Source organism: Brevibacillus nigriterrae (genome assembly GCF_049846925.1).
Lineage (GTDB): Bacteria > Bacillota > Bacilli > Brevibacillales > Brevibacillaceae > Brevibacillus_H.
On the sequence record NZ_JBNCMT010000021.1, the window covers coordinates 30590 to 55253 of the forward strand.

The following is a 24664-nucleotide window of genomic DNA, read 5'->3' on the forward strand; positions in this document are numbered from 1 at the left end:
CACACATTGATGGTGCATGGACGATGTGCTATATTGTATTTACCACCACGACAGATGCAGTCGAGTGGTACGATAGGAATCTGTTAACAACTTTCACTTAAACTTAGGTCATCAGCGGATGATGGATTAAATCTAGGTGGTTAAGACACTGTTCTTTTCCACCTAGATGTATCTTTTCAAAAGTGCTTACCTTCTAACCTGGGGGCGTTCTGGATTCGACGGGGATGGTAGAGCATGAGAAGCGAGCCGGGGGGCTGCGGACCTCGTTATCAACGCGGACGCCATTAACTGGCAACAAACAACTTTCTCTAGCTGCCTAATATCAGCTAGGTGCTACCACTCCATCGCCCATGTGGCGTGACTAGCACTCACCTTTAGTGGGATACGCCGGAGGCTTCCGCCTGGAGCCAATGGAAGAAGATGAATCAGGCTAGGTAGCGGGTCAGCGCGTCACTCCGCGAATCCTCTACCGAAATCCAAATGAGTGACTGCGCTCGGAGATGCTTATGTGTCGCTGTTTTCGGACGGGGGTTCGAATCCCCCCGCCTCCATAAAAGTACTGAATTTTTATGGCGTATTTGGAAAAAACCACATGAAAGAACTGAGTATTTCAGTTCTTCATGTGGTTTTTTCTTGTTAAACGGTTTTGCACTTCTTAATTACCCATTTATCCTTATGATCGGTTGGAATTTTTTCTATTGTGATTTCCTTGAACATAGATTGAACAATACTTTTTTGTGTCTCGGGTTCAAGGTATTCCCAATTCTGCTTTAAGTTTAACATCATTTGTAAAAGTTCTTCTGAGGATAGTTGACCATCAAAACTTTCCTCTTGGTATTCTAAAAATAGACGATTTATTCTTTCCTCTTCTTCCTCAACTAACATTGAATAATCATTCGCAGAAAGTTTTCCATCTCCAAGGGCCATCATCCAGTTCTTTTTTCTACGATTGCTTATGTCTATCTCTTTCTGTAAGCTTTTTTTACTTACTAATTTTTGACTCTTCTTTTCCTGAATTCCGTCACTTTGAAGTTGGAGTTTTTCAAAAATTAGTGCTGTAAGTTTGTTTTCACTTATTGATGTTGCGTCACAAATTTTATGTGTATAGTTGTTCCGGCACCTATATGATCTATACATTTTACCTCTGTGGACTGATCCATATCCCACGTAGGTTGTACCACATTTTCCGCAACGAATTATTCCACTATAAGCATATTCGTAGCTATGTGTAGACATGTATCCATCTCTACGCCTTTTCATTATCTCTTGGACAGTATTAAATTCCTTCTCAGTGATAATAGGGGGGTGATCCCCTTCAGTAATGATTCGTTTTTCTTCTCCCCAGTGTTTAGGTTTAAAGTGGTTTTTGCCGAGATAGGTGTAGTTTGTAAGTATAATTCGGATATACTTACTATCCCAGATGCCGCCTTCTTTTCCCCTAGAGAATGAGTTCATGTACTGAGCAATCGAATTAAGCCCCTTTCCGTCTATATACTGCTTGTAGACTTCCCGAATAAGCTTTGCTTCGTCCTCGTTTAAGATTAGATTTTTCTTCTCATCGTTGTCAAAAGAGTATCCAAGAGCTGGGCGTGACATGTGCCGCTCACCTGACTGAGCTCTTTTGGTAAGTCCCTTAAGCGTTTCCTCACGTAAATTTTCCAGATATATTTGAGCCCATATACCACTAAAGAATAGAAAAGCTTTTCCCATGGGAGAGCGAGTATCGATCTCTTCGGAACCTTGGGCAGCAATGATCAAGCGGACATTGAGTTTATTTATCAAATCGATAAAAGTGTAAAGATCCCCCAAGTTTCTACTAAGTCGGTCAAGCTTGTGGATTAGAACCGCCTCAAACCTTCCTGCCTTTAAGTCAGTTATCATCTGCTGCACTCCAGGGCGTTTGAACGATCCGCCTGAAACTCCTGGATCAGAATATACACGATACAGATCCAAACCCTTACGTTCCAGTACGTCCATTAAAATATCATGTTGGGCTTCGAGGGAGTATCCTTCTTCTGCCTGTCTCTCGGTGCTAACTCTCGTATAAATTGCAGCTTTTGTTTTATTAAGCATGATAGTCACCGTACCCCTTTCTAGCTACACTATAACCTTGTAGAGCTTCTTCAAACTAGTGTCATTGTAACAAAAAGGAAGGAAGTAAACATGAAATACAATTAATTTTGAAGAGCAGGAGTTTAAATCCAAATGTAAGTGGGAGTGCAACCAAGCACTCCCTGTTTTTATTCATATTAATTCTATGGTCGATCCTGAAAACAATTGTGATATAATACCTCTAACGTTCACTTCACCAATTGGCGAAGTAGAGGCCGAGAGTAGACAAGAATCTACTCCTTTAAGTTGTCGGGTTCCTTCTTCTTCTTCACATAAAATTCTTCCTCGTAAAGGTCGTCAATAGTACACTTTAATACTTTTGCAAGTGATTTGGCGTTGTTCCAACCAGGTAGCTTACGAAGCGAGATGTAATCTGATAGCAAGGTAACATTAATTTCGGCTTGTTCAGCCACCCCTTGCAACTCCAAACCGACATTATGTGCGAGATCAGGAATCCGGCAACTTACGGCCCTATACGCCATAAGATGCCTCCGATTATTTATTATTTTAATATCTATAATACCATCATTATCCTTTTCAGTACCTTTCCTTTTTAAATAGTGTAATGCTATTGTAAAGATATGGGTAATCTGAGAGAAGGGATACGATGGGATGGATACTATTTTATACATCACTTTCGGGTTTTTAGACGTAATAGCTATTTTAGCGCTAATCTTCAAATTGTTTCGGTTTCCGTTTTGGGATTACTTTAAAGAATTCTCTATTATTGGTATTTGTTTAACTTTTATATCTTATCTTCTAAGAGTCCAATTTAACATCCCAGAAATCGATATGGTTGTGCAATTTGTTATATTTGTTTTGTTTTTTCGATACTGGATAAAAATAAGGCTTTTCTATTCGATATTTCTTTCAACTTTGGGGGGAATATCACTGATTGTAATTCAACTGGCTATGATATCAGTGCTATTAAGTGTCAATATGATAAGTATTGATGATACCCAGGCTATTGATAAAATCGGGACCTATTTAATTCAAATGTTTAGCCAAATTACAAGCTTTAGTATTAGTTTAGTCTTGTATCGATTTAATCTTGGCTTTTCTTTTATTATGAGTCCACCTCACGATGTTGACCGAAATGTAAGTTTGCAGCAAGTAAATACTTATCTTGTATATAGTGTATCTATTGGTGTTATTGTACTAGCTATCTCTTTGTATTTCTTGCTGCACTATTTATCTTTGCTTGCGGTTGTTGGGGTAGTTATAGTCTTAGCAGCTTTATTACTGTTCTATCTATCTCATAAAAAGGATTACAGTAGATTATGATAGAGACCATCTCAATTTCAATTGCAAAAAGGGTTAAGGAGCTGCACTCAACTCGCACAGATTCAGTGTATGATATGGCCTACAAGTTATCCATTTTTATAAATAATATCTCCATCATTTTCATTTCCTGTTTGGTAGGGCTTGTGACGGGTACATTTTCAGAGACACTTTTGGCCCTGGTCGCATTCGTGCTGCTTAGACGATTTTCAGGTGGTTCCCATGCGAAGAAATTAACGGCCTGCTTAATTATCTCGACATTTCTAATCTCGTCAATCCCTCATATTCCAACTCCCGAAAGCCTTTTGACACCTATTAATTTTATTACGCTTGTATTGGTAGCATTGTTCGCTCCTTCGCATTGCGAAGTTAATGCTATTCCTGACCATGCGAGGCACAAATACAAAATGATTTCTCTTATACTGGTTGCAACCAATTTCTTCTTTATTGGATCAACAATAATTAGTCTATCATTTTTAGCTCAAGCTCTATTTCTTATTAACTTTCATAGGAGGTGAAACAGACATGTACAAAAAAATCTTCAATTGGTCCGCTCTTGTAACCCCATTTTTTAGTTTAGCTCTTTTGGTGATTGACAATGCTGAGAAGATTAGTACCCTAAAGTGGTTCGTAGGTGTACCGAATCTACCAGAAGAACTGAAAAACAAGTGATGATATGGCGTCAATTAAGATTACCGGTATTCGTTTTGATCGACAAGAAGGGTTATCTGATTATCATGAGTTTGATTTAGACGATATTTTCTTTGTCACGTCGTTTAAAGCACCAAATACCTCTAATCGATCATTGGTTTTCCACACCCGATTTGGTAAATTTCATCCCATTAGTACACTCGAACAGATCAGAGAAGAATGGGGTATTTATGGTTTCATAGCACTTGATACAGTCAATGTTGTTAACGTGAAACACATCAAATACATCGAAAAAAGTATTTTTTGGATTCGAGCATATTTTGAAGACGGGTCATTTACTACGGTATCCAGACCACGATACCATTTAGTTAAGGATCTTCCAGGTAAGACTATCCATTCCGGATAGTCTTTTTTGATGTGCGCCCAGCATGGGCGATAACTCTAAGGTGAAAGTCCTGAACGGGGGTTGGCTGTACCAACCGTTAGCTTAAGACAAGGGTGTCGACCGTGAGGTCGAATCTGAAGGAAGTCGGAGGCAAAGTCCCGACCTGAGGTACACGAACCCAATTTGAGGCTGTTGTGTTCGGGCGAGTTTGCATTACAAAACAAAGCCCAATTCAGCCAAGGGACACAGCAGTATACTTGGGCAGGTACGTGGGATGAAAGTTATCGTTCTTACCTGGGGAGATCTGTGTGATATGCCTTCAATAGTTGGCAACCATCCCATAAAGGGATGCTGAACACACAGAAGTCAGCAGAAGCCATAGTACCTAAATAGAGGACGCTCGAACAGGGAAGGGCCGAACATCAAGTCAGCATATTCGCTAATCACTTTCGCTACAATGCTATGAAGCAGAATTCCGTTAGGAACTACTTTTGGATAGTAAGGGTGAAGCCCAGAGGGTACAAGAGAGGGCTGAGCATTGTACGGCAAGACTAGAAGGATATGTGCGGAAGAAAGGATATCGTATGGAATTGTTGGAAAAAGTCCTATCACGGGAAAATCTAATGGCAGCACTCGCAAGAGTGGAGAAAAACAAAGGATCAGCGGGAATTGACGGTGTTTCAACTGAACAACTACGCGATTATGTCCGCCAACACTGGGTAGCCATTAAAGACAAGATTATCGCAGGAACTTATAAACCTTCCCCTGTCCGCAGAGTCGAAATCCCGAAACCTGACGGAGGAGTAAGGTTGTTAGGCATTCCTACTGTGATAGACCGCTTAATCCAGCAAGCCATTCTCCAAGTCCTCACTCCAATTTTTGACCCTCACTTCTCAGAATCCAGCTTTGGCTTTCGTCCAAATCGGGGGGCACATGATGCCATTAGGCAGGCGCAATCTTTTATCTCAGAAGGATATCGAGTTGTCGTTGATATGGATTTGGAGAAATTCTTCGATAGAGTAAATCATGATGTCTTGATGAGTCGTGTGGCTCGAAAAGTAAAAGATAAGAACTTGTTGAAACTAATACGTGCTTACCTACAAGCAGGAATAATGGTAAATGGTATCTGCCTTTCAGCAGATGAAGGAACACCGCAAGGTGGTCCGCTTAGTCCATTATTAGCAAACATTCTATTGGATGATTTGGACAGAGAACTGGAGAGAAGAGGTCATCGCTTTTGCAGATATGCAGATGATAATAATGTCTACGTAAAGACAAAACGAGCAGGAGAAAGAGTCAAAGCTAGTATAAAGCAGTTCTTGGAGAGAGTGCTAAAGCTCAAAGTAAATGAGCAAAAGAGTGCAGTCGATCGACCATGGAAACGCAAGTTTCTTGGGTTTAGTTTCACCCATCTAAAACAAAGCCGTATTCGTATTCATCCGAAATCCATTTTGAAGCTTAAGGATAAAATTCGTACGATAACGAATCCTCTCTGGAGTGTATCTATGGAAGAACGCATTAGAAAGCTTAACCAATATCTAATGGGGTGGATTGGATATTTCGCACTAGCGGATGCAAAGAAAATTTTGCAGAGAATCGAGGAATGGGTGAGAAGAAGATTGCGCCTTTGCCTGTGGACACAGTGGAAACGAATAAGAACTCGGTATAGGGAACTCCGTTCTCTTGGAGTAAAACATGCAAACGCTATTGAGATTGCAAATACTCGAAAGGGTGCATGGCGTACCACGAAAACTCCCCATATACACAAAGCCCTTGGCATTGCCTATTGGCAAGGACAAGGACTTAAGAGTTTAGTACAAAGATATTTGGAAATTCGTCAAGCTTGGTGAACCGCCGTATACCGGACGGTACGTACGGTGGTGTGAGAGGACGGGGGTTAGTCACCCCCTCCTACTCGATTAAGTTGGAAATTATACCATAATATGGGATATAAATAAACAAGAAATGAAGCATACCTCAATTATGGATTACTAGGAATATATTGCGTGTTAGTATAACTACAAAAGAGAGGGAGGGGAGTACCTTGTTTAAGAAAGAGCTATCTGTTTTAGTCGTAGACGATTGGGACATTCATCGGAGAATTGCGGTGTCCTTACTTGAGCATTTTCCATTTGTGAGTCAGGTATCAACAGCTAAAAGTGCTGATGAGATGATCAGAAAAGTTAAGGAAAATCCGGACATTAATTGCTTGGTTATCGATGTTAACCTAGGTGAATATAGTCTTAACGGTATTCAAGCTTACTCAATCCTTTTAGACGAAGGCTATAATATCCCGGCGATCCTGATCACCGGAGAGAACGTAGATGCATTTGACTCCTATACAGTTGGAGTAATAGATGTAATTTCGAAACGATTTCTGTATGATTTTAAAAGAATTAAAAGGGCGTTTGAAAACCTACAACAATATTATTTTTTTAAAGAGTTCAAAGAAAGTGGAGGAATATTTATCCCTGCATATGATGGACATACAATAATACATCAGTTTTTAGCTGCCGAAGTTCTTTATATTGAGTCAAAATCTCCAGGGTGCCTTATCCATACCATAAAACAGAATGAGCCGGTTCCATCTGGAGCCAGTCTAAGAAGTTATGAAGAGTTCTTGGACGAACATAATTCGAGATTTGAAAAACTGTCACGATTTCACTTGGTAAATACGAGTCACATTAAGGAATTCAATGGGCAGGATGAAATTACGCTTACTGATGGACATGTCGTGACGATCAGTAATTGCAGTAAGAAACTTGTGATGAACATGACGAAAAAGAAGACAACTAACTTGGTAGCATCTCTAGTTTTTGGGGAAGGTTCGAATTGAAAGGGTCTCACTTTGAAAAGCTAATACCATTTCGCAGGGGAGCGAAACACCTTTCACGGGGTGGTGAAATAGGTTTCACATCCCTGTGAAGTGATTGAGATTGGTAGTTGAATGGTAGATTATTTTCGACAATATCCGTGGTACCATTAGTGATGTAGAAAGTACATCACTTTTTTGTTTGACGATAAATGTAAAACGTTGGATAATGAACACAAACATATGATCGGTTTTTTTGGGGGTGCAGGAATTGTTTTTTAGACGAAGGGAAAATCAAAATATTAGTAAAGAAGTGGTGGCAGCACTTAGAACTGTTATAGAAAATAAAGAAATTAACCCAGAAGCAAAAAAAATTATAGAGAAAATAAAAGGGAACCGTTCCTCATTTCTGAGTTGAGCGGTTCCTTGCTTTAATACCTGCGGCATAAGTTAAGGCTTGTTGAATAATATCTACCTGTTTATCGGGTGGTAACGAATTTAGAATATCTAATAGTTCTCTGAGTTCTCCAGTAACTGTAGGGTCGTTGGTATAGTCATAATCTTGGGTTTCATGATCGCTTCTATTGGAACTTTTTCCAGAAATAAAATCAATTGAAACGTTAAATATCTGCGCCATTTGAGAAAGAGTGTCTATATCGGGTTCATTAATTTCATTTTCATATTGTGAGATTGTTGATTTAGCTTTATTAAGTCTCTTTGCAAGAGCTTCTTGTGTCATTTTATGTTCTTTGCGTAATTGACGAATCCGTTGACCATACATAAGCGGATAATCACCTCCATACAGAATTGTACATGGAAAATGAACTAAATAGATAATTCTGAGTGAAAAATTCATAAAAAATGTACTTTTGTGTTGACATTCATGATTCATGAACATATACTTTAATCAAGAAGTTCACGAAACGTGAAATTTACAGGAGGTGAAATTCGTGAACAATAAACTGCGTAATGCCAGGAAAGGCAAAGGGTTTACCCAGGCAGTAATGGCGAAAAAGTTGGGATACAGTTCAAAAAGTGGATACAGCATGATTGAAACTGGACGTAACACCCCACCACTTCAAATTGCAATTATGATAGCCAAGTTGGTTGAAAAAACTGTTGAAGAACTTTTTGATGAGAATGAAGTTCACGAATCAAAAACTAGTGCTTGCCAAACAGCATAATAGTAGTTGATTCAGAGCAAATCATCTTTACTACAAAAGGCTTAAAAAATATAGAAAAAGTCAAAGAAAAACTCATCGTTAGTGATGCTGTTGAAAGGGGTGAACATGGTGAAATCTACAAAAAAACTCGGAATGATCGAGAGCGGTTCGAAGGATGAGAAAATTATAATTTCAACAAGAGCATTTCGCCGTGAATTATTGGAGCAAGCTTTTCGAGAGATTGAAAGAAATAAGGCCCTAAAGAACGGGGCAAAACGAGCATAGTATGTAGAAAAAACTTAACGATAAAAAGGGATGACAGAATATTCGAACAGGATACCGTGTACCTCATAAAAACATTTGTAGCTGACTCAATCTCCCCAGAAGAGTCAGCTACTGATAAAGCCTATGATACTACATTCACCTAAGAAAATAATATCATGGGCGCCTTTAATAATCCATTAATGTTAAATCTTAACTGGATTTTGGCGCTTATTTTATTACCCAATATTAATCACTACAGGTAGGAGGCAATGAATGAGTCAATTTCTAATTGGAAAAAACCTCAGACTTGAACTTTTTAAAAAGGGAATGTCGCAAGAGGAATTTGGAGAACAAATTGGCTATTCACAAGGAACTGTTTCGTTGATTGTTACGAACAAAAAGGGGGTGACAATGAAGGAGATTGGTGATTTTGCTAAAGTTCTACAAGTAAAAACTGATGTATTACTAAGTAGTCAGAATGACTAACAAGTGGCAGTGGTTACTGAAGGGAGGTGAACTATGAAAGTTCTGCTTCCAGATTCATCTCAAAATGTGTTGGTGATCGTCTTCGGCAAAGTAAGTGAAATACGTGAGTACCTAGAAGAATACAAAGAAAAAACCGCCCGTAAACGGACGGCGTAAAACACCTAAAAAAATCATAACAAAAGGAGCCGACTAATGCAAGGGAGTATGCAAGAAATTCCAATCAAAGTCGATTTGTTTGATGGTGCTGATGGCATAGAAATTCTTGAAGTCATTGAATCGCTCCGCTTTCAAGCTTTAAATCTCCGAACATCTAATCCGTTTCGTTCTGATTATCTTACTAAGGTTGCTGAAAAATATGAACTTATTTTTAAACAGCGACAATCACAGTTACTAAGCCATTTACAATCCATTCATCCAAACTGGTGAAATGCCGGTGATCAACCCTCGGCTGGTGGACTAATTCGCCCTTTGTGCAGAACATACGTTCTAAAATGCGGAGTTTTCCTCCGCCCAGACACATACAAAATATGCTTTGTATCGTCTGGGGGGTGGATAACAATCCTTCCCTTGAACCTTGAAAACTTCATATACGAATGGTTGCGTTATGTGCCCGTAACCTGGTTGAAGAAGCAGTGACCAAATAGGCACGCCTTGACTCATAGTAAACCCATTACTATGAAGAGCGTGGGTAGCGAGAAAACTTTACTATATTCTGCTTCGGGTTTTCAGCGCCTTGGGAAGCTGAGATGCACATATGTTACACAGGAGTGATCCTGTGCAAGATTTACAAACATGATTGTACAGCTTGTAGAGGATCAAACCAGAAAGGAGAGAGGGAAAATGCAACGGAAACTTATGACTTCTGAACGAGGCTTTTACATAGCTGAGCGTCAGTCTTGTGAGCATACTTGGAAAAAGTGTAGCGGCTACTTCCGATCTCATGATAGAGCTAAACGTGCACTTCAGAATCAGAGGCAGCAGAAACGGACGAATAGCCGTTCCTGGCGTGCGGTAATGTATGCCTTAGAAGCACATCCAAACTTACAAGAATACGCCAAGCAACCTTTTGTTGACAGAGAAAAAGGTCTGATAGACAAGAAGAAGCTACTGGATGCGACGAAGGGTATGCCTTCGAACGAAAAACAACTGGTACACATCATTGTCAGGCTTTATGATGTGCAACGGCTGGATCAGGAGCATCAACGAATAGCAAAAGAAGCTACCCGAATATGTTTCGGACTACTTTCATGATAAGGAGGACTATTGATGCCACTAGCAACTCAAACAACAGAAAATAAATTGTCGCTAGAGTCTTTAAACGACAAATTACAGAATCTGCAAGCGGATTTTACGATTCCGATGATTCAAAGAAAATATTCTTTCGAGGGAAGACCTTGCTATGTCTATCCTCGCCAAATATTTGACAACTTGCAGAAGGAAAACAGCATTTACCTCTATACACGCACAGTATCCGAACGGCGCAAACGATTGAAATGGCTGATAGATCTATATTCCGATGAGAAAATTAACTTAACTGTGTTTCATTTCTCCTTGTTCTGCCTTGATTCAGGTTATCGATATCGTGAGGATAATACCGAGCAAGTCCTAGGCAAACGCCGCTATGAAGTGCTGCAAGGAGTGCCTGAATATGTACTGAAGACAAACGATGAATTTTTCATTGCAGCATGGTACTCGCTCATTGATCGACTTCCCAATCGGGATTGGTATTACTATCCCCAGTTCGGTCAACTTCGGATGCTGTTTCACACGGAATTATTTGAAAGTTACGTAGGAACTTCCTATGAGTGCGACTGGGTTGAACCGATGCCTGGTAAAGAAGAGAAGCATGTACATCGGTGGACGTCGGAAAAGGACCCGATGGCGCCAGTTGCCAAACGTACTGACATGATCGAAGGTGAAATATGGCTTGCATCAGAAACCGGAGGATTGCGCCATTATGTTGAAGATAAACCAATCCACGCTGGTTCTTATATTGAAGTCAAATTCGGGGATGGTTGGATCGCTGGTCGGTATGAATGGTGTTTTGAAAGAGGACAACCTATCAGTGTTCATTCTGCAAGGTCAGAGGCGCTTTTTATTCGTGAAGGTCATATCGTCAGAGTGAAACGATAGAACGCTAATGGAGGTGACTCAATTGATTGAAATTCCCGATGTTCAGTTTATTTTTGAGGGAAGACTCGTCACTGGTTTAGTAGTTGTCGATGTGCATGAGAGCGAATATTATGTTCGGTTAATAGAGGTAGATAATCAACTGCATGTTCCAACTGGTGAGATAAGAATTGAATCCCTAATGAGAGACTATCCTGAAAGCTTCTCTCCAAAGGAGTGAAACTAGTGGCGTTTTTGTTTTGCCATTGCTAGGAATCGGCAAGATGACTTGCTGCTTCCTCTGGAGTGACAGAACTCTAATTAATATAAAGGGAGGGGAATCTATGCAAGAAGAAGTCAAACAAAAGAAACCACGTTCAACAAGGAAAAAGAAATCAGCAGAATCAGTAATACATCCCATTCATCCACGAGTAGCACGGTTTAACCAACGTATTGAAAAATCTAGGCATTTGCAGTGCAGGTAAGGGGGAACATGCGTGAGCATTAACCGTAGAAAACAAATACTTAACGCTTTCCTTGCTTTGGTTGTAGCGTCAGGTGGTGGGTATCTCGGATACAAGGTCATGGAAAAGCGGATTGTGGAACAGAAATATATCAAAGTTGTAGCAGTTAAGGAAGGGCATCTCATCGAACCATACACGCCTATTCTTGCATCTGATCTTACCTATTTACCGATGTCTAAAGACCATCCTATTCCCGGTGTATTTACAGAACCATCCAAGGTAGTAGGGAAGCGAACTTTCCAAAAGGTAGGCGAGTTGAATCCTGTACTAGATTGGCAGCTCACGGAAGATAAACTTCTTCCAGATCCGAACAAGAAAGAACTTCAGTATGAGTTCAATCTAAGCGATTTTGGTACACTTACGGCGATTCGAACGGGTGATACTGTTGGTATATGGGTAAAGTACACGCCGGAGGTAGATCGGCAGGAAGGAGAACTCCCCAAAGTTCCAACTTTATTCAAGAAGACGAATCAAGCAGCCGATCTTCTCTTTATCTCAACTGCGGCAGGAATCAAGGATGGGGAAGGGGCAGAAGTCTTTTCACTTTTACCACCCAAACTGTCAACGGCTGTTGGAGATACAGTTCAGCAGGTCGTCGAAGGCTCAGACACAAGAGATCGATTGGCGGCAACCTTTCGAGGAAAGCCGACCATGACACCAGCCAAAATCCTGTTAAACCTTACGCCAGAACAACATAAAGTGCTTCAGGAAGCGAGACAGTTTGGAGATTGGCAAATTGGTGTGAGTTTGCAAGGGAAAGTGGTTTCCTCGATTGCAGATGGTAAGGTGAAAGGGGGCAGACCATGAAGAATCGTAAAATTGTTGTGCTTCATGATGAACAGGACAAAACATTCTCGATGCTGCCCAAGACATTCTTACCGATATTGGCGACTACCTCCGATACTTTCTTCGAAAAAGTAGACGAGTATAAACCTGATCTCTGCTTGATACTGCCTTCACTTATCGAAAAACAACCGTGGGAATGGCTTCCACTTGTGAAGAGTGAGTATATCGTGATTCGAGCAGCTTCAACCCAGGAACATGTACTGTTTCAGCTTCTTCAGCAATCCTATCCACAGCTTGTCGTTCTTGAGCCGTTACTAACAGAAGAGGAAATTCAAAAATTTCTCACGTTTTTATTGGAGGGGTCAGACACCAAGGCTAGAGATGAAGAAGTTGATTGTAAAATCCGTGTGTTTCTGGGAAGTGGTGGAACGGGGATTACCAGTTTGTTTCTTCTTGCTGCCCCTTGGTATGCCGAGCAAAACCCGGACAAAAAAATTCTTCTGGTTGATATGAACGAAGATAAACGAGATTTGAGTGTAACTCTCCGAGCACAAGCAGCTCAGCTATCCCATATGCGATCTTATTTGGTCCGTGGGAATGATGAATTTATGCCGTTTACCGTTCAACATCCATCAGCCAAAAATGTCTCGGTTATCTCAGCAGTTGAAGCATGGGGCAATCAAGAGGTTGCTACCTTTTTCCGGATGGTTCGCAAGCAATACGATGAAGTCTGGATTGATATTGGCCGCCCGTTCCATGCAGCAAGGATTCAGGAAGAGGCAGATCAAATCATCTATGTAGTTCGACCGGACAGTCTTTCACTTGGTGGAATGTTGCGGATAATCCAGCCAGCTTTTGCCGATAAATCAAGATTGTTGCTAACTCATTTCGATGATCGGTATACTTCCATTCAAGAAGTAAAACAGTTTCTTGGACAAAATCAAGTGATGGGTGTCATTCCGTATGAATATCCTCTACTCCCTTTAAAGATTGATAAAGGTCAGATTCCCTTGTCAAAAAAGATGCGAAAAGCCTTGGAAAAATTGGACTGGACCTTTACGCAAAGTAGAAGACAACCAGGTGCTATCTTGCAGCGGTTATTCAGGAGGTGATCGAGTAAATGGATATGGAGTTTTTCATAAGAAAGACAAAAGAATATTTTACCAGTATGAATGAGATTCACCCGGAGATTCAGGAGAATATCAAGCAACAACTTCATGCGGCAGCACAAGGCAATCAGCAGGCAAAAGAAATATTGGCCCGCCAGCTTGAGAGCCATTTTGTTTATAATCGCTGGACACCTTCTGCATCTTTGTATCCCAATGTACCGATCTATTTATCACTGATCTATCGAACGTTCGGGCAGATGGTCTTGGATGCTGTATTATTTCAAAGTCCATTTATTGAGAACGTTTGGATTTTTGAAAACAGGCCTGTTGAGTACACGGAACACGGAATCCTAAAAACCTATCCCTATATCCCAACTTCTGAAGAGGTAGAGGTTTTGCAAAACGAGGTTGCTCATCTTACAGGCGGGACACTTCATGCCAAACGTTCTGCCTTGTCTGGTGAAATCAAGCAGAACCGATTACGAATCCAAATGTATTGCCCTCCAAGAAGTATCCGAACGATTATCGTCCGTATTCCTGATAAGGGATATTTAACCCTTGAGACGATGGAAATGGATCAGAAGATCCGGAATCTGTTACGAGAAATCGGGCGGAGCAGGGCTAGTATCGCCATAGCCGGAGGGATGGATACAGGGAAAACAACACTCCTTCGATCATTGATTCTGGAGAAAGATCCGCAAACGAATACGCTCACAGTTATTGAACAGGTTCCAGAGCTTGGAATTGGAGAGATTTGGGGCAAGGTTGTGGTTGAAAAGTGTTACGTGGAAGAAGAGCCATTTGAAGTCATGTATGGTCACAGCTTCCGTAATTCAACCCGATCATTGGCAGTGGGAGAGATGCGCTATCCATTCGAAGCACACTATGTCACTGAATCTGCTTTGAGAGCGCCAGGTTTTACATTCACCTCGCTGCATTTGAAAGTTGTTTCCCCCAAGGATGCTATGAGGACGTTTGAATCATTGGTCTATCAGTATCGCAAAAGCGATAGAGAGGGGATCAGACAAGATATAGCCGGTGGATTGGATTTATTCATCATGCTTGAGAAGGACTACCATTCAGGAAAACGGTATGTGTCCAGTGTTTTCTGCCCCTATCTAAATGACAAGAATCAACTGGATGCCAAACACTTGGTATACCGTGATAAAAACGGCAATTATGTATGGACGGGTGAGAAGATCCCAGCGGAAAAAAGAGGGCTGTTTGAGAGTGAACCAGATGTGAATATCGATGCTTTGCAGCAGTTGGGAGTGTGGTAATCCGTGGATCAAATGATCATGGAAATCACACTCTTTTTATTTGCTGGAATCGGTTTGTACGCTCTTTGGTACAGCTTGGGCCTTATTACAATTTCAAAAACTCAATTAAAAAAGCCAAATGAATATCACGTATTAAGAAAAAGCATTGATACCAGGCTTCTTAGCTGGTTTTTTCAGAGAGGATCGGCTTATCAAACGAAAAAAAGCCAACAATTGATCAAGAATACATTAACGAAGTGGCAAATGTGGAGTGAAATTGGATTGGAACGGCCCCTATCATTGACAGGATTATTTCTTCAATCGGTATTCCTTGCAAGCGTGTTTGGAATCGTTGTGGAATGGTATACGAATCAGTTCCTGTTAACTGTCTTATTCACTGGTCTAGGTGGAGTGCTCCCGCAACTACTTTTAAAGGCAAAGTTCATGAGCGTTGCTCATCGAGCAAAAAGAAAGGGGTTGCTTCCCTTTGTCGACGTGTATAAAAACAGTTATGTCAGAACGAAAGAAAACATCATTACCGCTTTTCACTACTCAGAACCGGATTGTCCGAAGGAAATGACTCCTGTCTTGTCCTGGCTGTTAAGGCGACTTCATAATGGGTCATCCCAGAAGGAGGGATTGAGAGAATTTGCTCAGATCCTTAATTCTGAGTGGGGCCATACGTTTGTCAATTATCTGATTTCCGGTCTGGAAGGAGAAGCCGATAACATTACCCGATCGCTTACGCAGCTTCAGCTCGAAATGCATACTTCTCGGGATGAGGAAGAAGAGCGAGAGATTATCACAATTGGCGCCTTTTATTCGAACTTCATCGTTATCGGACTTACTTTTCTAGGAATTGTATTCCTGGCATCCTTTCTGCCGATGATGAAGCAATTTTTTCTACAGACGGACGAAGGGCACAGCTTGCTGGCTTTTGCATTTGTCACCTGGATCGTAATGATTATCTACTCCTATTTCAGAATGAAAGGAGGTAATATATGAACCTCATTATTGAACAGATATGGCTTGTATTGTTTACTTCTGGATTGTTTTGGTTGATATGGAGCTTATTTACGCTGCGAGAAGGAACGTTACGGATTAGAGATAAACCTGACTCGTACCGGATCTTGCGGCTAAGAGAAAGAAGTAAAAAGTGGGTGTCAACTGCAAATTGGGAGGGTATCCGACAGCAATTAAAACGGGCAGGATTGACATTATCACTGGGAGAATACCTGCTTTTTTTTCTACTATTGCTTTTTACGGTTGAGTCTTTTCTCGCTGTTTGTGGTGTGTTGCTTCAGAGTAAAGGAGTATTTGTGGTTACTCTGATCCTTCCGTTCGGATCATTATGGTTGTCTTTCTATTATGTTCAATATCGCAGTGATCAACGAAAACGCATCCTACAGGGAGACTTCATCCATTGTTTCTCCCGTTTAGCCGACTTTGTGCAATATCATCAAATTTCTGATTTTGAGAAAATCAGACGTTCTTTGGTCGGAACAAGAATTTTGCATCAAGCGTTAGTCGAAGAGGTGTACTTTCGAAAAGATATTTCAGGTGCTCTTCAGAAGATGGAAGAATGGGTAGCGTTTCCTGAAGAAAAATTGATGCTACGTAATGCACTGCATGAGGCGTTATATTCATTACCTGAGATTTCACAGAAGAGTCTAATATACTCCGTTGATAATCTTCGTGCAAGAAGAGCTGCCAGATGGAGAAGAGAATTGGCAAGGATTGAATTTTTTGCCTTGCTTTCTCCAAGAGTTGGAGTAGGTGTTTTTGCTGTCATCATGATTACATCGATGTGGTTGGTAATCAAAAAGATGATGGGATGGAGCTGAAGGAGGGATAAACTATTGAAACAATCAACAAAATCGTTAGCTTTCTACTGGAAATCCTTATCGGCATTGTTTTGGTCTCAGTTGTGTTAGTGGTTTTATGGAAGGGAATAGGTGCTGATCCTGTTCAACCGAACCAACAACCTTCTGGACTTACGCAAGAAGTAGGAAAGCAGATGAAGGAACTAGTACCCCAAAAATAAGTTGTGAGTTGGAGGATTGAAAATGGAGATTGTTAACAAAATAATAGGTGGACTTCTGTTAGGAATACTTGGTTTAGCTTTGATTGGCTCGGTAGTTTACTTGGGTTTTGGACCTTCTGTCCAACAACAGACTAATGATCAGGCTAATCAAACATCCGGTTTGAAAAATAACCCTGCTAATGGTACAGTCACAATTCCTGCGATTACGGGTAGCGAAACCCCATCCCAGGCTGATACGTTCAAATAGATGAAGACAGGGGTAATTGCCACACTTATCTTATCCCTACTTGTTCTAACAGTTGCAGGAGCAATATGGCTATCAACGGAGTTCCAACAGATGAAGGAAAGTCATCAGCAGCGTAAAGATTCCATTGTGAAAGCTTCTTATCAGTAAGGGGGATTGAGTCATGAAAGGAATTCTATCGTTTATGCTGATCCTCTTGTATTTTGTACCTGTTATTGTGGGTATCGTCGGTTTCTCAGAAATGCAACAAGAAAAGGCAGAAGTGCGAGGCATTTGGGAGCAAGTATTACGGGAAATGTCCGCAGAGGGATATTTGAGTCCTTCCGTAAAAAATCATTATACGCAGGTGTTACAGAAGCGGGGGTATTCGCAAGGTACTCCTTTTTTTGTTGCTTCTCATGTAACGAGCAGTTCAAGGGCGATTCGCCCACAGCATGGTGAATTCACAAGTTCTCAAAATCAGGTGACCTTGACCATACAGGTTGAACCAACACCGTGGGTACGAGCAATTGTTTTTCTCCATGGAGAAAAAACAACATTTAAATTTACAGGGACAATGATCAGTGAGTATATCCCCTAGTCCAATGGAGGCAAATAACATGGAGTTTTTATCTAGCCCCATCACATGGTTACTGGGAATTCTCTTCCTGATAGCGTGTGGAGGGTATTTACTGTTTGGTACAGACGGTGTATTGCCTACTACAATTGAGTTCTTTCGAAATTTGATCGAATATGTTGCATGAAAGGTGAGTTCATAATGGTAACTATAATCAAGCGTAATAAATGGTTGGCAGCAGGAATCCTCTTATTGCTTCTGGCAAGTTTGTTGGCCGTGTTTGTCTCAAAAGTAAATGCTGATAATCAATCTGTCAAATTGATCTATGTGTACAGCTCCAGTTGTGGTTACTGCCAGAAATTTGAACCGACCTTTTCAAAAGTGATCAAGGAATTTCCTGATCTGAAGGTAGAGAAAATCAACATCTTGGAGAATGCTGAAAATATGGAGCGAGCGAAAGCTTTGGGAGCTATGGTAACTCCAACTCTATTTATTGAACAACAGGGGAAAGTGATTGACAAAATGGAAGGTAACGTTGGGGTGGAAAAACTAAGAAGCTTCTTACAAAAAACACAAAATTCCCGTGAATTAGAAAAGTAGTGAAAGGAGAAATTTGATGCAAACGACAGAAAGTGTAATTGCGGGTTATGAAACCGAAAGTCGGTTGATTCGTTTTTGTCCAAGTTGCTCTATAGAGTTTATGGAACCACTGCCTAATGGTTACTTTGCTTGTGACAATTGTATGGTAGTTGGTCAAGTGGATGCCTATTTATAGGGAGGAAATGGTAAAATAAAGAAGAACTACTTAGTTAAATAGAAAGTGCGCTCGAACTTACCAGATCTGCTATAAATGGGCGAAGCATAAAAGAGTTAAGTACCAACCGATAAAGGAGGGTTAGCGGATGAAACGAAAGTTTTTCACTCTGACAAGTAAAGTGATTTTGGCAGCCACACTTGCATTTGGCGGCACTGTAACAAGTTTGGCGATTTCGAATACGGCTACTGCTGCACCTGTAAAAAAGGACTATGAGAACCATCCAGAAAAGGCTAACATCCAATGGGCGCTGGACAATAAATTCATGTATCTGAATGCAGATGGAACTTTTCGGCCAGATACTACAATATCACAAAGTCAACTGATCGCTGGACTTTCTGCCATGATGGGATTGAAGGATAAAGCACCTGTTCCTGAGATTCCGGTTGGTCACTGGGCAAAAGATGCTTACGAGAAGGCAAAAAAAGCTGGAATACTCAATGGTGTTACCATTGATAGCAACAAGCTTCTGCAAAAAGGTGAAGTTGCTATCATTACATTGAATATCTACACGTCAATGTGGGGCAAGAAGCTTGATGGCTACACCAATGTTGGTATGTTAGTTAACACTGGTTGGATGAAGCCATTTCTCCCTGGTCCCAAATACAACGAGACAGTCCTATTTACTCGTGCAGATACAGCAGCCATTCTAAAGGCGATCCATACGGATAAAATAGGAATTGCTACTGCTGAAAAGTATGCTTTGGAATTTCATAAGAGTCTGAGCATTAAGAATGGTGTTCTGACAATGAAGGTTCCAAAAGAATATGTTGAAGGAAATCTAATGCTTGGGGTTCAACTTCTCACACAAGACAATAAACTTGAACAAGCTCCATATGGAAAGACATACTCAATCAAATTATCAAGTTACAAAAAAATAGGCTTTTCAGCAATAGGTGATAAATCAAGATCGTATGCTTCATACTTGTATGAATTACCAAAAATTGAGCGAATTGATGTTCGAAAAAGAAAATAGCAATGGGGTGGCAAAATGAAGCTAAAAAGATTTGTTAGACAAGCCACTAAGACCATACTAGCCTTAATTGTTACAGGGGGTGGGATACTTGGGTATCTTGCCCCCTCTCAATTTGCTTCTGCTTCAATAGCTGCTAGTGATCATGGAATTACTTTAGCAAAAATCAACAAAGCCAAGGTGCTAGTCAAGCCATTTACAGAGCTAAACATATCGGCACTTGATGGAGTTAAATTGGGTGCAATTATGGCAGATATTAAGGTAGATGGTGCGAATGCTGGGAATGCACTTGGCTTTGTTGATTCCAATGCCCAAGCGGATAGAGGCTGGTACTATGTTGACGAAACAGAAGCAAGACAATGGGTAACTCAACTTAATGGAAATCCTGATTATGTGTTAAACAGCAGTCGCTCAAATGTGTATCGAGCAGAGGTAAAGGATGACAAAGGATTTATTAGTTCATACCAAGCCTATAACCTTGCTGAACTTGCTGTTGCATCAGGCGGTCACGGGAAAATAGATGGGGATAACCTTGTGCAAAAATCTTCTGACCCTGATGACTATTGGAAATCGGTTGGACAATTCTATACGACCCCAAGACCGATCGCTTCTGTTAAAACAGAAAATCCAACATATAAGGTCAACCAAACGGTTAATATCTTGGCTTCTGCTACCGACCACAGCTACTACGATCAGGGTATACTCATTGAGAATCTTGCAGTTTTCAACGTGACAACGAATAGTGGCTACCAATCGCTTATTACCGGCAGGGAAATTCGACCATCTCCCCAAGCAGGTGTAAATTACACGTGGAACGGCTCAGGAGCAACTGATCAACAAATGAAATTTGTACCAACGACTCCTGGAACGTACAAAGTCTATTTGTATATCAGGGATTTACACGGTCGAGCAGCTCAAAACTCGTCAGATGTGAAAAGTACTGTGGCGTATGAATACACATTTACCGTTGATCCAGCCCCGGTACAAGCGAATTTGCTAGTCGATGAAAGCAGTATCACCTTCTATCCAGCCAACGTTACCAATTGGAGCGAATTGAGAAAAGTTGAATTTGATGTAGTCAACCAAAGCCAAACGACGTACAACCCGTTGTTGGCTTTTAAATTTGCCACTAGTTCTGATCCAAGTGCATCGGCTGTGACTGCAACACTTACTTCAACACCGGCTTTATCTAGTGGAAAAGCAACAAATCTCGCTGGAGGTGAGCGCAGGCGTTATAGTGTTTCGGTTAGCGGACTGAGTAGCTCAGCAACCACACTCTATTTTGCGGCCAACATCAACTATGACAAGTCAACGCCGCCCGATGAGACAGATTGGACAGACAACAGGGGGGCCAAACCAATCAGTCTAGGTTCCATTTCCGAATCATGTGATATTGAGCACCCGACTCCAGGTTTGCAGATGCTTGTAAGTGCTATGGCAGATAGTGGCGATATAGAAAGATTAATGGGAAGTGGTAGCTATACGTTTAAGAAAGACACCTGGTATCTGCATGTAAGCCACCCTGCTGGGAAAAAAGGCACTTGGAGATTAAATGGAACGATAATTGGTTCCAATGTGAATTATGTGGAAATAGAGAACAATATTCCCAAAACATTTACCCTTACTTTTGAGAATGGGAGTAATTGTTGGGTCTTAAATGGATCGAAAGAGGGGGAGACCGAGTATAAATGCTATATTGAGTACTCCAGGGGTATCTCTGAGATTTATGATGATGTCCCAAAGTTAATCAAAGTTGCCATTGGAGAACAGTTAAACTTCAAAGCGTTCTATACCTTTATTGATCCAGATGACGGGAAACGCAAAACAAAACCTGCTGAAGTAATCTGGAAAGCCATTAAGCCTGATCTGTCGGAGATAATTCTCACTATGACAGAAAATGACAATGACAGGGGAGGTTTAATTCCTTACAGGACGAATGAACTAACATTACCCAACCCTTCGGCTCCACCTGAAAGTCAGCTTTTGTTGAATAAAGGCGGGGAGAAATACACCGTCTTTGTTGACGAAGAAGTCAATGGTGATGCAGTTAGGTGCAAAATGGATGTTGTAATCGAGGTAAACGAAAGTTGTTCGATAGACCAACAGAAAAGTCTTAAAGTGATGGTAACAGGTGAACCTCCATCTGAAATAACAGACATTGAGCTTAATTACTATGATTCGGGTGGTAACCTTGATTACCAAAATGATATATTTTTCAACAGTTTCACCGAACTTCCAGATGGCAGATACGATACCCACATGAATGTTGCTGCTACCTACCCTGGTAAATGGTACTATGGTGATCCGAAAAATAACAAGTTAATAGCCGAACAAAGATCAGCAAATTTACCAATTGATGTAATTTTACCAGCAAGTCTTGAACCGGATGAGTATGTAAAACTATATTTTGTTTCCAGTTCTCCAGCTAATTGTACGTTCAGTGTAGGGTTTACTGCTAGATCACAAGATTCTTGTGAAATACCTGAGTATGTAACCATCAATGGAACAAAAACAGTACAAAGGGGAACAGCAATTAACCTGTCACCAGAGGATTTTATCACCCTCCCTTATAATTTCAAGGGTATCGAGTTTCACCCTGGAATGAAGGCTCAAGCAAACTTATATCTCAAGCAGAATGGTGAATGGATTCGCAGGCTTCCCAACGGAGACTGGTTATGGGGAACTAATCATGATTACAATAGCCATGATGTTAGGTTTCCAAAAGATGAAGAGGGCAACTATATCTCAGGAGAGTATAAGTTGTCCTGGTATTCTGGAGAAGACATTGCAGAAGAATGTGAAGGATATATCATCATCTATTTGGATGCAGGAAACACACCAACTTCTTGTGATATTACTACATCACCTATGCAGGCAACGTTGAATGCTGGAACAACCACAACAACTGTGAGAAGCAATGGAACATTCACAATGCCAAGTGGAATCACCAGCTTAAAAGTCACTTTTTCTGAACAAGGTGAATTGCTTGTAAATGGTAGTTCGAAAGGAAGAAATACTACATTTACGATAACCATTTCCTCAACTGCTACCCTTGAGTTCAAGCCTAACACACCAACAAATACGAACTGCTGGAAGATCACAGTGAAACCTGCAAGTGGCGGTGGAGGCCCTGATCCGCAAGGTTGTGATATTGCGACATCACCAGCAATTGTATCGGCTGTAGTTGGCACGAACACAGTTAGCTTACCAAGTGGTGGAACTTACACGATGCCAAGTGGTGTTACTCAAATAAAGCTAACATTTGCAGAAACAGGAACACTAAAACTAAATGGGGCTTCGAAAGGTTCAGGCAAAACATTTACTGTAATGATTAGCTCCACCTCCACTCTGGAGTTTACAGCCAGTACACCTACTGCTACCAACTGTTGGGGTCAAACGATTGTTCTTGGTGCAACTCAAGATTGTAGCATAGTGTTTATGCACATATATGACTCCAAAAAAGGTGATGTAACACTGAATGTGCCAAGTGGTAGTACCCATTCAATCAATGCAGCAAAACTGGATAATTTCGGAGTGGTTTTGTCTGATTCAGCAACCGACTTTCATTTTTTAGTGAAGGCAACCTACACAGGTCCAAAACCGAATGAATCCCAAGTTCCAGATGAAGGGTACTCAGTTAGTAATTTGAATCAAGGAACTTACACTGTTAAGGCTGTAGTTAATGATACAGCTTTACCTCAAGCTGTTGGATGCCAATTCACAGTAACGCTAAAGATTGGGACCACTACTATTCCAGAAGAACCTGAGATTCCATCTGGAGGTGGAGGCGGCAACCATGATGCTGGTAAGTCTATCATACGGCTATTTGATAGTGACAATCGTGAACTTGCATTGAATGCAGATGGAGTTTGGGAACGTGAACCAGTTCGTGTCCGTGTGGAACTGCCTTATCAAAAAATTGACCAACTCTACGTAACCATAACCAACGAGATCAATCAGAAAATCACGGAGAGGGTAGATCAGATCGAGGGGCTATATGGTGAATTTGAAAATGTAAAGGTAACACCTACCCCTGAAAGTATAGCTTCTGCCAAAGCCTTTGCAACCTATCAGCCAGCATCCATTACATTGAAGGTAAGTGGTCCAGGGCTTCCACAGAACTTCACAGTATCTAGTTCAGCTCAACATGCCGAGCATATCTATACAGGTACAACGGTTCCGACTGAGACCACATGGAGAGATGTACTTAACGGAACTGATTATGTAGCAACACTGGATGGATTCAGTATTATCATGAAAACAAAGGCAAGTTTCAACATCTACTATGAAGTAAAGCGAATAGAAGAGGAACCTTGTGGTACTGATCCAGATACTGGTGAGGATATACTTTGTGAAGTTGAATACTTCGATCCCAAAACCGAGACAGATGAAATTAGCTTTGATTACACGATTACCGTCCAAAAGGCAGATGACCGAAAGTTTGAAGTGTTTGAACCGAATGCCAAGCTTGTCTTGCTTCACACCCCAGAATGGCAGAAAATCCACGCAAAAGACGAGTACAAGTCCAGTACAATCAAGTCCTGGTATGCAGGTGAAACGATCCTAACACACGTCATTCTGGAGCCAAGACATAAACATCCTGTTAGCGGCAAATATCCAGTCATTCAATCAACGACAAGTTGGATGAGAGAATTGGGTGGGGTTGCCAACTGGATGAAGCGTGCAAGGGTGAAGGAACGCCCCTACTGGCATCAGGTTAGCCTAACGTTGGTACAGGAGGGTCAGACTCTATGGGCTGGGCCAAAACGTGATGTACCCGATCCAAATCGACCAGGGAAGTACCTCTTCCGAAACAGGGAGAAAGGAGTAGACAATGGCGTAGGGCGTCATGACAAGAAAGGTCCGATCACCATGGGAGATATCTGGTACGGGCTTCAACCGGGTGAAAACTATAGTGTACAGGGCATTGTTCAGTTTAACTTCGGCGTGTCAAAAGGGTTCCAACTATTTGACAAAAATAATGGATCAGGCAGCCAATTACAAGATTACCGCTCTGAAATTGAGATCATTGATAATGCATTAAGTCGGGTGCTTAACTTCACCCAACGGAAGTAATAGGTACTCCCTCTTG

At 41.1% G+C, this 24664-nt stretch carries 29 protein-coding genes and 1 other RNA gene; 27 read left to right on the plus strand and 3 right to left on the minus strand.

Features of this window, described 5'->3' with window-relative positions:
* Positions 1–200 precede the first annotated feature (200 nt).
* Positions 201–554: a transfer-messenger RNA gene (gene ssrA, locus ACPW7N_RS15975) on the plus strand.
* An 82-nt stretch (positions 555–636) separates the two neighbouring features.
* Here the strand turns inward: ssrA and ACPW7N_RS15980 are convergent.
* On the minus strand, positions 637–2073 hold the full coding sequence (locus ACPW7N_RS15980; RefSeq protein WP_425652096.1) for a recombinase family protein: 1437 nt from the start codon (positions 2071–2073) through the stop codon (positions 637–639).
* Positions 2074–2345: 272 nt separating this feature from the next.
* Positions 2346–2594 (minus strand): hypothetical protein, encoded by a 249-nt coding sequence (locus tag ACPW7N_RS15985; protein WP_425652097.1) that lies wholly within the window; start codon positions 2592–2594, stop codon positions 2346–2348.
* A 130-nt stretch (positions 2595–2724) separates the two neighbouring features.
* On the opposite strand from ACPW7N_RS15985, the gene ACPW7N_RS15990 reads away from it, so the two are divergent.
* From ACPW7N_RS15990 to ACPW7N_RS16015, 6 genes are all read left to right on the plus strand, one after another.
* Positions 2725–3396 carry a hypothetical protein gene (locus ACPW7N_RS15990; protein WP_425652098.1) on the plus strand — a complete coding sequence of 224 codons (672 nt, stop codon included), beginning with the start codon at positions 2725–2727 and terminating at the stop codon, positions 3394–3396.
* Positions 3393–3911, plus strand: a complete 519-nt coding sequence (locus ACPW7N_RS15995) for an accessory gene regulator B family protein (RefSeq protein WP_482758851.1) — start codon at positions 3393–3395, stop codon at positions 3909–3911. The genes ACPW7N_RS15990 and ACPW7N_RS15995 overlap by 4 nt, the downstream gene beginning before the upstream one ends.
* Before the next feature lie 7 nt (positions 3912–3918).
* Complete coding sequence (locus tag ACPW7N_RS16000) at positions 3919–4065, plus strand: hypothetical protein (RefSeq protein WP_425652099.1); 147 nt, start codon at positions 3919–3921, stop codon at positions 4063–4065.
* A gap of 4 nt (positions 4066–4069) precedes the next feature.
* Positions 4070–4450, plus strand: a complete 381-nt coding sequence (locus ACPW7N_RS16005; protein ID WP_425652100.1) for a LytTR family transcriptional regulator DNA-binding domain-containing protein — start codon at positions 4070–4072, stop codon at positions 4448–4450.
* A gap of 563 nt (positions 4451–5013) precedes the next feature.
* Positions 5014–6279 carry a group II intron reverse transcriptase/maturase gene (gene ltrA / locus ACPW7N_RS16010; protein ID WP_425652173.1) on the plus strand — a complete coding sequence of 422 codons (1266 nt, stop codon included), beginning with the start codon at positions 5014–5016 and terminating at the stop codon, positions 6277–6279.
* A 194-nt stretch (positions 6280–6473) separates the two neighbouring features.
* Entirely contained in the window at positions 6474–7265 is a 792-nt protein-coding gene (locus ACPW7N_RS16015) for a LytR/AlgR family response regulator transcription factor (RefSeq protein ID WP_425652101.1), read from the plus strand.
* Positions 7266–7644: 379 nt separating this feature from the next.
* On the opposite strand, the gene ACPW7N_RS16020 is transcribed toward ACPW7N_RS16015, so the two are convergent.
* Complete coding sequence (locus ACPW7N_RS16020; protein WP_425652102.1) at positions 7645–8022, minus strand: helix-turn-helix domain-containing protein; 378 nt, start codon at positions 8020–8022, stop codon at positions 7645–7647.
* Positions 8023–8191: 169 nt separating this feature from the next.
* Between ACPW7N_RS16020 and ACPW7N_RS16025 the strand changes: the two genes are divergently transcribed.
* From ACPW7N_RS16025 to ACPW7N_RS16120, 20 genes are all read left to right on the plus strand, one after another.
* Positions 8192–8425, plus strand: a complete 234-nt coding sequence (locus ACPW7N_RS16025) for a helix-turn-helix transcriptional regulator (RefSeq protein ID WP_425652103.1) — start codon at positions 8192–8194, stop codon at positions 8423–8425.
* 516 nt (positions 8426–8941) lie between these two features.
* Complete coding sequence (locus ACPW7N_RS16030; protein ID WP_425652104.1) at positions 8942–9154, plus strand: helix-turn-helix domain-containing protein; 213 nt, start codon at positions 8942–8944, stop codon at positions 9152–9154.
* A gap of 33 nt (positions 9155–9187) precedes the next feature.
* On the plus strand, positions 9188–9310 hold the full coding sequence (mciZ, locus tag ACPW7N_RS16035; RefSeq protein ID WP_425652105.1) for a Z-ring formation inhibitor MciZ: 123 nt from the start codon (positions 9188–9190) through the stop codon (positions 9308–9310).
* A gap of 36 nt (positions 9311–9346) precedes the next feature.
* Entirely contained in the window at positions 9347–9580 is a 234-nt protein-coding gene (locus ACPW7N_RS16040) for a hypothetical protein (protein ID WP_425652106.1), read from the plus strand.
* 414 nt (positions 9581–9994) lie between these two features.
* Entirely contained in the window at positions 9995–10405 is a 411-nt protein-coding gene (locus tag ACPW7N_RS16045; protein WP_425652107.1) for a hypothetical protein, read from the plus strand.
* 15 nt (positions 10406–10420) lie between these two features.
* Entirely contained in the window at positions 10421–11287 is an 867-nt protein-coding gene (locus ACPW7N_RS16050) for a hypothetical protein (RefSeq protein WP_425652108.1), read from the plus strand.
* Between the two features lie 22 nt (positions 11288–11309).
* Positions 11310–11504, plus strand: a complete 195-nt coding sequence (locus ACPW7N_RS16055; protein ID WP_425652109.1) for a hypothetical protein — start codon at positions 11310–11312, stop codon at positions 11502–11504.
* Between the two features lie 103 nt (positions 11505–11607).
* The gene (locus tag ACPW7N_RS16060) at positions 11608–11748 is read left to right on the plus strand and encodes a hypothetical protein (protein ID WP_425652110.1); all 141 of its coding nucleotides are present in this window, start codon (positions 11608–11610) and stop codon (positions 11746–11748) included.
* 12 nt (positions 11749–11760) lie between these two features.
* Positions 11761–12594, plus strand: coding sequence for a CpaB family protein (locus ACPW7N_RS16065; RefSeq protein ID WP_425652111.1), 834 nt, complete (start codon positions 11761–11763; stop codon positions 12592–12594).
* Complete coding sequence (locus ACPW7N_RS16070; RefSeq protein WP_425652112.1) at positions 12591–13685, plus strand: P-loop NTPase family protein; 1095 nt, start codon at positions 12591–12593, stop codon at positions 13683–13685. The genes ACPW7N_RS16065 and ACPW7N_RS16070 overlap by 4 nt, the downstream gene beginning before the upstream one ends.
* 8 nt (positions 13686–13693) lie before the next feature.
* Positions 13694–14962, plus strand: coding sequence for a P-loop NTPase family protein (locus tag ACPW7N_RS16075; RefSeq protein ID WP_425652113.1), 1269 nt, complete (start codon positions 13694–13696; stop codon positions 14960–14962).
* Positions 14963–14965: 3 nt separating this feature from the next.
* A complete protein-coding gene (locus tag ACPW7N_RS16080; RefSeq protein WP_425652114.1) occupies positions 14966–15946 on the plus strand; it encodes a hypothetical protein in 981 nt (326 codons plus the stop codon).
* Entirely contained in the window at positions 15943–16785 is an 843-nt protein-coding gene (locus ACPW7N_RS16085) for a hypothetical protein (protein WP_425652115.1), read from the plus strand. Before ACPW7N_RS16080 ends, ACPW7N_RS16085 begins: the two co-directional genes overlap by 4 nt.
* A 222-nt stretch (positions 16786–17007) precedes the next feature.
* Positions 17008–17232, plus strand: a complete 225-nt coding sequence (locus ACPW7N_RS16090) for a hypothetical protein (RefSeq protein WP_425652116.1) — start codon at positions 17008–17010, stop codon at positions 17230–17232.
* Between the two features lie 160 nt (positions 17233–17392).
* Entirely contained in the window at positions 17393–17809 is a 417-nt protein-coding gene (locus ACPW7N_RS16095) for a hypothetical protein (RefSeq protein WP_425652117.1), read from the plus strand.
* A gap of 19 nt (positions 17810–17828) precedes the next feature.
* Positions 17829–17972: a hypothetical protein gene (locus tag ACPW7N_RS16100; protein WP_425652118.1), complete on the plus strand. Its 144-nt coding sequence runs from the start codon at positions 17829–17831 to the stop codon at positions 17970–17972.
* 14 nt (positions 17973–17986) lie between these two features.
* Positions 17987–18385, plus strand: a complete 399-nt coding sequence (locus ACPW7N_RS16105) for a thioredoxin family protein (protein ID WP_425652119.1) — start codon at positions 17987–17989, stop codon at positions 18383–18385.
* 16 nt (positions 18386–18401) lie between these two features.
* Entirely contained in the window at positions 18402–18560 is a 159-nt protein-coding gene (locus ACPW7N_RS16110; protein WP_425652120.1) for a hypothetical protein, read from the plus strand.
* A 127-nt stretch (positions 18561–18687) separates the two neighbouring features.
* Positions 18688–19575 carry an S-layer homology domain-containing protein gene (locus ACPW7N_RS16115; RefSeq protein ID WP_425652121.1) on the plus strand — a complete coding sequence of 296 codons (888 nt, stop codon included), beginning with the start codon at positions 18688–18690 and terminating at the stop codon, positions 19573–19575.
* Between the two features lie 15 nt (positions 19576–19590).
* A complete protein-coding gene (locus ACPW7N_RS16120; RefSeq protein WP_425652122.1) occupies positions 19591–24648 on the plus strand; it encodes a hypothetical protein in 5058 nt (1685 codons plus the stop codon).
* Positions 24649–24664 lie beyond the last annotated feature (16 nt).

Excerpts from the sequence above, each read along its gene's own strand:
- ACPW7N_RS16000 (WP_425652099.1), top strand. The coding sequence starts at position 3,919 with ATGTACAAAAAAATCTTCAATTGGTCCGCTCTTGTAACCCCATTTTTT.
- ACPW7N_RS16095 (WP_425652117.1), top strand. The coding sequence starts at position 17,393 with ATGAAAGGAATTCTATCGTTTATGCTGATCCTCTTGTATTTTGTACCT.
- ACPW7N_RS15980 (WP_425652096.1), bottom strand. The coding sequence starts at position 2,073 with ATGCTTAATAAAACAAAAGCTGCAATTTATACGAGAGTTAGCACCGAG.
- ACPW7N_RS15995 (WP_482758851.1), top strand. The coding sequence starts at position 3,393 with ATGATAGAGACCATCTCAATTTCAATTGCAAAAAGGGTTAAGGAGCTG.
- ACPW7N_RS15985 (WP_425652097.1), bottom strand. The coding sequence starts at position 2,594 with ATGGCGTATAGGGCCGTAAGTTGCCGGATTCCTGATCTCGCACATAAT.
- ACPW7N_RS16020 (WP_425652102.1), bottom strand. The coding sequence starts at position 8,022 with ATGTATGGTCAACGGATTCGTCAATTACGCAAAGAACATAAAATGACA.
- ACPW7N_RS16005 (WP_425652100.1), top strand. The coding sequence starts at position 4,070 with ATGGCGTCAATTAAGATTACCGGTATTCGTTTTGATCGACAAGAAGGG.
- ACPW7N_RS16110 (WP_425652120.1), top strand. The coding sequence starts at position 18,402 with ATGCAAACGACAGAAAGTGTAATTGCGGGTTATGAAACCGAAAGTCGG.
- ACPW7N_RS16115 (WP_425652121.1), top strand. The coding sequence starts at position 18,688 with ATGAAACGAAAGTTTTTCACTCTGACAAGTAAAGTGATTTTGGCAGCC.
- ACPW7N_RS16075 (WP_425652113.1), top strand. The coding sequence starts at position 13,694 with ATGGATATGGAGTTTTTCATAAGAAAGACAAAAGAATATTTTACCAGT.
- ACPW7N_RS16085 (WP_425652115.1), top strand. The coding sequence starts at position 15,943 with ATGAACCTCATTATTGAACAGATATGGCTTGTATTGTTTACTTCTGGA.
- ACPW7N_RS16060 (WP_425652110.1), top strand. The coding sequence starts at position 11,608 with ATGCAAGAAGAAGTCAAACAAAAGAAACCACGTTCAACAAGGAAAAAG.
- ACPW7N_RS16030 (WP_425652104.1), top strand. The coding sequence starts at position 8,942 with ATGAGTCAATTTCTAATTGGAAAAAACCTCAGACTTGAACTTTTTAAA.
- ltrA (WP_425652173.1), top strand. The coding sequence starts at position 5,014 with ATGGAATTGTTGGAAAAAGTCCTATCACGGGAAAATCTAATGGCAGCA.
- ACPW7N_RS16105 (WP_425652119.1), top strand. The coding sequence starts at position 17,987 with ATGGTAACTATAATCAAGCGTAATAAATGGTTGGCAGCAGGAATCCTC.
- ACPW7N_RS16100 (WP_425652118.1), top strand. The coding sequence starts at position 17,829 with ATGGAGTTTTTATCTAGCCCCATCACATGGTTACTGGGAATTCTCTTC.
- ACPW7N_RS16040 (WP_425652106.1), top strand. The coding sequence starts at position 9,347 with ATGCAAGGGAGTATGCAAGAAATTCCAATCAAAGTCGATTTGTTTGAT.
- ACPW7N_RS16050 (WP_425652108.1), top strand. The coding sequence starts at position 10,421 with ATGCCACTAGCAACTCAAACAACAGAAAATAAATTGTCGCTAGAGTCT.
- ACPW7N_RS16045 (WP_425652107.1), top strand. The coding sequence starts at position 9,995 with ATGCAACGGAAACTTATGACTTCTGAACGAGGCTTTTACATAGCTGAG.
- mciZ (WP_425652105.1), top strand. The coding sequence starts at position 9,188 with ATGAAAGTTCTGCTTCCAGATTCATCTCAAAATGTGTTGGTGATCGTC.
- ACPW7N_RS16090 (WP_425652116.1), top strand. The coding sequence starts at position 17,008 with ATGGAGATTGTTAACAAAATAATAGGTGGACTTCTGTTAGGAATACTT.
- ACPW7N_RS15990 (WP_425652098.1), top strand. The coding sequence starts at position 2,725 with ATGGATACTATTTTATACATCACTTTCGGGTTTTTAGACGTAATAGCT.
- ACPW7N_RS16070 (WP_425652112.1), top strand. The coding sequence starts at position 12,591 with ATGAAGAATCGTAAAATTGTTGTGCTTCATGATGAACAGGACAAAACA.
- ACPW7N_RS16120 (WP_425652122.1), top strand. The coding sequence starts at position 19,591 with ATGAAGCTAAAAAGATTTGTTAGACAAGCCACTAAGACCATACTAGCC.